Annotated in this window: 6 protein-coding genes; 2 read left to right on the top strand and 4 right to left on the bottom strand. The window is 73.4% G+C overall.

Annotated features, from left to right (window positions below; genetic code table 11):
- Positions 1–181 precede the first annotated feature (181 nt).
- Positions 182–1,087, top strand: coding sequence for a HipA family kinase (locus AB8Z36_RS29495; protein ID WP_369216441.1), 906 nt, complete (start codon positions 182–184; stop codon positions 1,085–1,087).
- An 82-nt stretch (positions 1,088–1,169) separates the two neighbouring features.
- On the opposite strand, the gene aceB is transcribed toward AB8Z36_RS29495, so the two are convergent.
- Together aceB and AB8Z36_RS29485 are read right to left on the bottom strand one after the other, a co-directional pair.
- Positions 1,170–2,789, bottom strand: coding sequence for a malate synthase A (aceB, locus tag AB8Z36_RS29490; protein ID WP_369216440.1), 1,620 nt, complete (start codon positions 2,787–2,789; stop codon positions 1,170–1,172).
- A 225-nt stretch (positions 2,790–3,014) separates the two neighbouring features.
- Positions 3,015–3,683, bottom strand: coding sequence for a nucleotidyltransferase family protein (locus tag AB8Z36_RS29485; protein WP_369216439.1), 669 nt, complete (start codon positions 3,681–3,683; stop codon positions 3,015–3,017).
- A 179-nt stretch (positions 3,684–3,862) separates the two neighbouring features.
- Here AB8Z36_RS29485 and AB8Z36_RS29480 point away from each other — a divergent pair, with 179 nt between their 5' ends.
- Positions 3,863–4,207 (top strand): DUF5955 family protein, encoded by a 345-nt coding sequence (locus tag AB8Z36_RS29480; RefSeq protein ID WP_369216438.1) that lies wholly within the window; start codon positions 3,863–3,865, stop codon positions 4,205–4,207.
- Positions 4,208–4,219: 12 nt separating this feature from the next.
- On the opposite strand, the gene AB8Z36_RS29475 is transcribed toward AB8Z36_RS29480, so the two are convergent.
- Both AB8Z36_RS29475 and AB8Z36_RS29470 read right to left on the bottom strand, forming a co-directional pair.
- A complete protein-coding gene (locus AB8Z36_RS29475; protein ID WP_369216437.1) occupies positions 4,220–4,888 on the bottom strand; it encodes a response regulator in 669 nt (222 codons plus the stop codon).
- Positions 4,885–6,047, bottom strand: a 1,163-nt coding sequence (locus AB8Z36_RS29470; RefSeq protein ID WP_369216436.1) for a sensor histidine kinase, incomplete at its 5' end; no start/stop codon positions are given. The genes AB8Z36_RS29470 and AB8Z36_RS29475, both read right to left, overlap by 4 nt.

The following is a 6,047-nucleotide window of genomic DNA, read 5'->3' as shown; positions in this document are numbered from 1 at the left end:
GGGCGGGGAGGGAGCGGGCCCCGGGTCCTGAGTCCGTCCTGCCGCGCTCCCGTGGCCTCATCGCCCGCTCGCCCACCGGAAACCCGCTCGCCCACCGGAAACCCGCTCGCCCACCGGAAACCCGCTCGCCCACCGAAAACCCGGTCGTGCCCGGCCGTGACCTCGGCATACAGTGGCCGGTGTGCTGCGTGAAGTGACTGCCGTCCGCTATGTGACCCCGCTGCGGACCGGCGGCTCGGTGCCCGGTGTCGTCGAGGCCGACGACCTCGGGACCTACGTCGTGAAGTTCACCGGGTCCGCGCAGGGGCGCAAGGCGCTGGTCGCCGAGATCATCGTGGGGGAGCTGGCGCGCAGGCTCGGGCTCCGCTTCCCCGAGCTGGTCCTCGTCGACTTCGACCCGGCGGTCGGCGCGCACGAGCCGCACCAGGAGGTGCAGGACCTGCTGCACGCCAGCGCAGGGCTCAACCTCGGCATGGACCTGCTGCCCGGCGCGCACGACTTCACGCCGGAGGCGATCGACGTCGGCCCGGTGGAGGCGGGCAAGGTCGTCTGGCTCGACGCGCTCACGGCCAACGTCGACCGGACCGTGCACAGCTCCAACCTGATGATCTGGCCGACCTTCGGCGTACTGCCGCCGAAGCTGTGGCTCATCGACCACGGGGCCGCGCTGGTCTTCCACCACCGGTGGGGGGCCTCCGCGCCCGACAAGGTCTACGACTTCCGCCACCACGCGCTGGGTGGCTACGGGCCGGACATGGCCGCCGCCGACGCCGAGCTCGCGCCGCTCGTCACCGAGTCCCTGCTGCGGGAGGTGACCGCTCTGGTGCCGGACGCCTGGCTCGCCGACGAGCCCGGCTTCTCCTCGCCGGAGGCGGTGCGGGACGCCTATGTGGAGTTCCTGCTGGCGCGGGCGCGGGCCTCGGCCGTCTGGCTGCCGAGCGGGTTCCCCTCGCGGGACGAGCTGGCGGCGGCGGACGCGCGGCGGGCGGCGGCGACGGAGCGGGGGCGGCCCGCCTGGCTCAAGCGGGTTCCCGACCTGCATGGCAAACCGGCGGCTGAGCAGGACTGGTCGGCTCATCTGGGCTGAGGGCATCACACGTACGCGAACATGGCCAGGCCCCCGGCGCTGTGCGGTGCCGGGGGCCTGTCGTGTCGCCGTGGGGGCTGGGTCAGCGGAGCTGCTCGTACGCCGGGAGGGTCAGGAAGTCGGCGTAGTCCTCGTCCAGGGAGACCTGGAGGAGGAGGTCGTGGGCCTGCTGCCACTTGCCCGCCGCGAAGGCCTCGTCGCCGATCTCGGCGCGGATGGAGTCCAGCTCCCGGGCCGCCACCTCGCGGGCCAGGTCGGCGGTGGCCGTCTCGCCCGACTCGAAGACGACGCCCGCGTTGATCCACTGCCAGATCTGGGAGCGGGAGATCTCGGCGGTGGCCGCGTCCTCCATGAGGTTGAAGATGGCGACGGCGCCGAGACCCCGCAGCCAGGCCTCGATGTAGCGGATGCCGACCTGGACGGCGTTGACCAGGCCGTCGTAGGTGGGCTTCGCGTCGAGGGAGTCGATGGCGATCAGGTCGCCGGGCGCGACGTGCACGTCCTCGCGCAGGCGGTCCTTCTGGTGGGGCTTGTCGCCGAGGACGGCGTCGAAGGACTTCATGGCGATCGGGACGAGGTCGGGATGCGCCACCCAGGAGCCGTCGAAGCCGTCGTTGGCCTCGCGGTCCTTGTCGTTCTCGACCTTCTCGAAGGCGACCTTGTTGACCTCGGCGTCCCTGCGGGACGGGATGAACGCCGCCATGCCGCCGATCGCGTGCGCGCCGCGCTTGTGGCAGGTGCGCACGAGGAGCTCGGTGTACGCCCGCATGAACGGGGCGGTCATCGTGACCAGGTTGCGGTCGGGCAGGACGAACTTCTCGCCGCCGTCACGGAAGTTCTTGACGATGGAGAAGAGGTAGTCCCAGCGGCCCGCGTTGAGCCCGGAGGCGTGGTCGCGCAGCTCGTAGAGGATCTCCTCCATCTGGTACGCGGCGGTGATCGTCTCGATCAGGACGGTCGCGCGGACCGTGCCCTGAGGGATGCCGACGTAGTCCTGGGCGAAGACGAAGATGTCGTTCCAGAGGCGGGCCTCCAGGTACGACTCCGTCTTCGGCAGGTAGAAGTAGGGGCCCTTGCCGAGCTCGATGAGGCGCTTGGCGTTGTGGAAGAAGTACAGCCCGAAGTCGACGAGGGCGCCGGGGACCGGCTTGCCGTCGACCTGGAGGTGCCGCTCGTCCAGGTGCCAGCCGCGGGGGCGCATGACGACCGTGGCGAGCTCGTCGGCGCCCTTGAGGGCGTAGGACTTGCCGGTGCGCTCGTCGGTGAAGTCGATGCGGCGCTCGTAGGCGTCGGTCAGGTTGAGCTGGCCGAGGACCACGTTCTCCCAGGTGGGCGCGGAGGCGTCCTCGAAGTCGGCGAGCCAGACCTTCGCGCCCGAGTTCAGGGCGTTGATGGTCATCTTGCGGTCGGTCGGGCCCGTGATCTCGACACGGCGGTCGTTGAGCGCGGCCGGGGCCTCGGCGACCTTCCAGGAGTCGTCGGCGCGGATCGCGGCCGTCTCCGGGAGGAAGTCCAGGGTGGAGGTGGCGGCGATCTCGGCACGGCGCTCGGCGCGGCGGGCGAGGAGTTCGTCACGCCGGGGCGTGAACATCCGGTGCAGCTCTGCCACGAAGGCGAGGGCCGCGTCGGTGAGCACCTCTTCCTGCCGGGGCAGGGGCTCTGCGTCGACGATGGCCAGCGGCGACGGCGCTAGTGCGGACATGAGCTGTCACTTCCTTCAGAGAGCTGCGCGGACGGTGCCGGGCGAGCCGCCGGGCAGACGCGATGGCACTGGGTGCCACCTGAGCCGAGGTACGACTCCGGGCCCCGTCCGGGGTAACGGGCCTTCTGGTCAGTGGATACTAGTTTCCTCATGGTGGAAGTTCAATGGTTTGTTGATGTCGAGATTCTCTTCGTCGACAGATCGTGTCGCTGAGTGCCACGCCGGTCACTCGCCGTGGGGCGCCATGGGAGGGCGTTCCCGGCCGTCGGCATCCGGGGCGGGCTCCAGGCGGCTCAGATCCCGCGCCGTGTCGATGTCGTACGCCTCCGCCACGTCCCCGCACTCGACGAGGGAGATCGCGTCGGCGTGGTCCCTCAAGTACGCGCGTGCCCCGCGGTCCCCGACCGCACTCGTCCCGATTCCGGCCCAGTGGGCGGAGCCGAAGAGCACCGGATGGCCGCGGGTCCCGTCGTATGAGGCCGCCGCGAGCGTCGAGGGCGACCGGTACGCGGCACGCACCCGCGCGGTCGCCGCCGGGCCGATCCCCGGCTGGTCGACGAGCGAGACCAGCGCGGCGTCCGCGCCGGAGTCCCGCAACGAGGCGAGACCGGCCCGCAGGGACGAGCCCATGCCCTCCTCCCAGTCCGGGTTGTCGATCAGAACGCAGCCGGGGAGCGAGGCACGCGCGCGTACGGTCGCGGCGGCGGCGCCGAGGACCACGTGCACGCGTGCGCACCCGGCCGCGCGCAGCACGCGCACGGCGTGTTCGACCAGGGGGCGGCCCCGGTGCTCCAGAAGTGCCTTGGGCCGCCCGCCGAGGCGCCGTCCGCCGCCGGCGGCGAGCAGCAGCCCGGCCACCTCGCCGGTACGCGGTGTCAACAGCTCTTTCGTCATGCCCCCTGCATACACCCGGCCCGCAGGGCGGGTTCCGGCCGGGCGGTGGCCGGAAGTGGCGCCCCCTGCCTCCGTAACGGTTTACTGAATCGCGGCTTCCGCGTGCCTGACCAGCGCCCTGACGGGGCAGGGAAAGACGCACGAGAACTGGCGCACAACGAAGTGCGAGGGGGAGAGCTGTGTTGCGGAGCATGGAGCAGAGACGAGTGACCGGGATCGACGGGGTCGACGAGGACCCGCGGGTGGCCGAATTGCGCACCTCCGTGGCGCGGCTGCGCCGCGAGCTCGCCGCCCATCCGGCCGAGTTCACCGACCGGGGCATCGCCGAGGACGAACTGGCGGCCCTCGCCGAGATGGCCCACGGCGGCACCCCCGAGGTCCCGCGCCTGCGCCGCTCCCTGCTCCTGGTGGCGGGCGCGATCGGCTCGGTCAGCGCCCTGGCCCCCGGCCTCGCTGAGGTGCGGGGAGCCGTCGAGATGTTCGGCGACGGGAACGGCGGGCGGCCGGAGGGCCGGGGCGCTTGAGGGGCGTCGGGGTCATGCGCGGGTGCGGATGAGGCCCCGGGAGGTCGCGGCGGCCACCGCCGCCGTGCGGGAGTCCACGCCCAGCTTGGCGTAGATGTGCACCAGGTGGGACTTGACCGTGGCCTGGCTCAGGAACAGCTCCTTGCTGATCCGCTGGTTGGAGAGGCCGTCCTTCACCAGGCGCAGCACCTCCAGCTCACGGCGGCTCAGCGCCTCGGCGGGCGCCCGCATGCGGTCCATCAGGCGGTGCGCGATCGCTGGGGCGAGCGCCGAGCGGCCCGAGGCCGCGGTGCGGACCGCCGCCGCCAGTTCCTCGGGCGGCGCGTCCTTCAGGAGATAACCGGCGGCGCCCGCCTCCACCGCGGCGAGGATGTCCGCGTCGGTGTCGTACGTGGTCAGGACGAGGACCCGGGGGGCGCCCTCGCGCGCGGTGATCTCCGCCGTCGCGGCGGCCCCGTGCATGCCGGGCCCGAACTGGAGGTCCATCAGGACCACGTCGACAACCTCCGGCCCGCGCGCCGCGGCACGCTCCACCGCCGCCTCGGCCGTCGCCGCCTCCGCGACGATCTCGAAGTCGGGCTCGGCGTCCAGTACGGCCCGCAGACCCGCGCGGACCACGGGGTGGTCGTCGGCGAGCAGCAGCCGGATCGCGGTGTCCGCCGCCCCGGGCGCCCGCGTCACGCCGCGCCCTCCCGTGCCGCCGCGACCGGAACGGCCGCCACGGGCAGCGGCAGCGCCATCGCCACCGCCGTGCCCTGACCGGGCGCCGACTCGACCGTGAACGTGCCGCCGAGGGAGGCCGCGCGCGCCCGCATGGCGCGCAGCCCGAACCCGCCGTCGCCCGCCCCGGCACCGGGTCTCCGCTCCCCGGCTGCTTGCCCGGCCGCTTGCCCGGCTGCTTCCCCGGTCACGTCCCCCGCCGCCGGATCGAAGCCGCGGCCGTCGTCGACCACGTCGAGGGTGACCGAGGCGTCCATGAACGTCAGGGTGATCTCGGCGCGGGACGCCTCCGCGTGGCGGACGGTGTTCGCGAGGGCGGACTGCGCGACCCGCAGCAGCGCCACCTCGTACGGGGTTGGCAGCTCCTTGGGCGTACCGCTCAGACAGAAGCGCACGCGCGGTCCGGTGCTCGACGCGCCGAGCCGCTCCAGGGCCGCCGCCAGCGACCCGTGCGCCAGGTCCGGCGGCGAGAGCGCGCGCACGAAACGCCGTGCCTCGGCGAGGTTGTCCTGCGCCGCCGCCCGCGCCCGCTCGATGTGCGGGGACGCGGGGGAGCCGCCCGGCAGCGCCCGCTGCGCGGCCCGCAGCAGGAGCTGGATCGAGGACAGCCCCTGCGCGAGCGTGTCGTGGATCTCCCTGGCCAGGCGCTCGCGCTCGGCCAGGGTGCCCGCGGTGCGCTCGGCGGCGGCGAGTTCGGCGCGGGTCGCCATCAGCTCGTCGATCAGCTCGCGGCGGCGCTCGCTCTCCCGGTACAGCGCCTCGTACCCCATGACCGTGGCCACCGCGACGGCCGCGCCGAGCAGCGGCCCTATGAAGCTGCCGGGAGTGACCCGCGGGCTGTGCGCCAGATGGCTCGCGATGGCCGCCGCCGCCGTGGCGAGGACCACGGGCAGCGCCCAGCGCCTTGGCAGCAGGTGGAGCTGGAGGAAGTACAGCGGGAAGGCGGCCCAGAGCCCGTCCGGCGACAGTACGAGCAGCACCAGCCAGCAGACGGCGAGCGCCGCGAGCCACTGGACGGCGGCGCCCCGCGAGCGGCCCACCGCCGGATGCAGCGCGCCCGCCGTGTACACGGCCCCCATGACCACCGCCGCCGCGACGGCCCCGGCCCGGTGCTCGGCGC

It is taken from the genome of Streptomyces flavofungini, from assembly GCF_041028215.1.
Taxonomy (GTDB): domain Bacteria; phylum Actinomycetota; class Actinomycetes; order Streptomycetales; family Streptomycetaceae; genus Streptomyces; species Streptomyces flavofungini_B.
Note: the sequence above shows the minus strand (reverse complement) of the source record. Positions and strands in the feature narration are given on the sequence as shown.

What these genes read in the sequence shown, in the direction of transcription:
- aceB (WP_369216440.1), bottom strand. Translation starts at nt 2,789, where the DNA reads ATGTCCGCACTAGCGCCGTCGCCGCTGGCCATCGTCGACGCAGAGCCC.
- AB8Z36_RS29485 (WP_369216439.1), bottom strand. Translation starts at nt 3,683, where the DNA reads ATGACGAAAGAGCTGTTGACACCGCGTACCGGCGAGGTGGCCGGGCTG.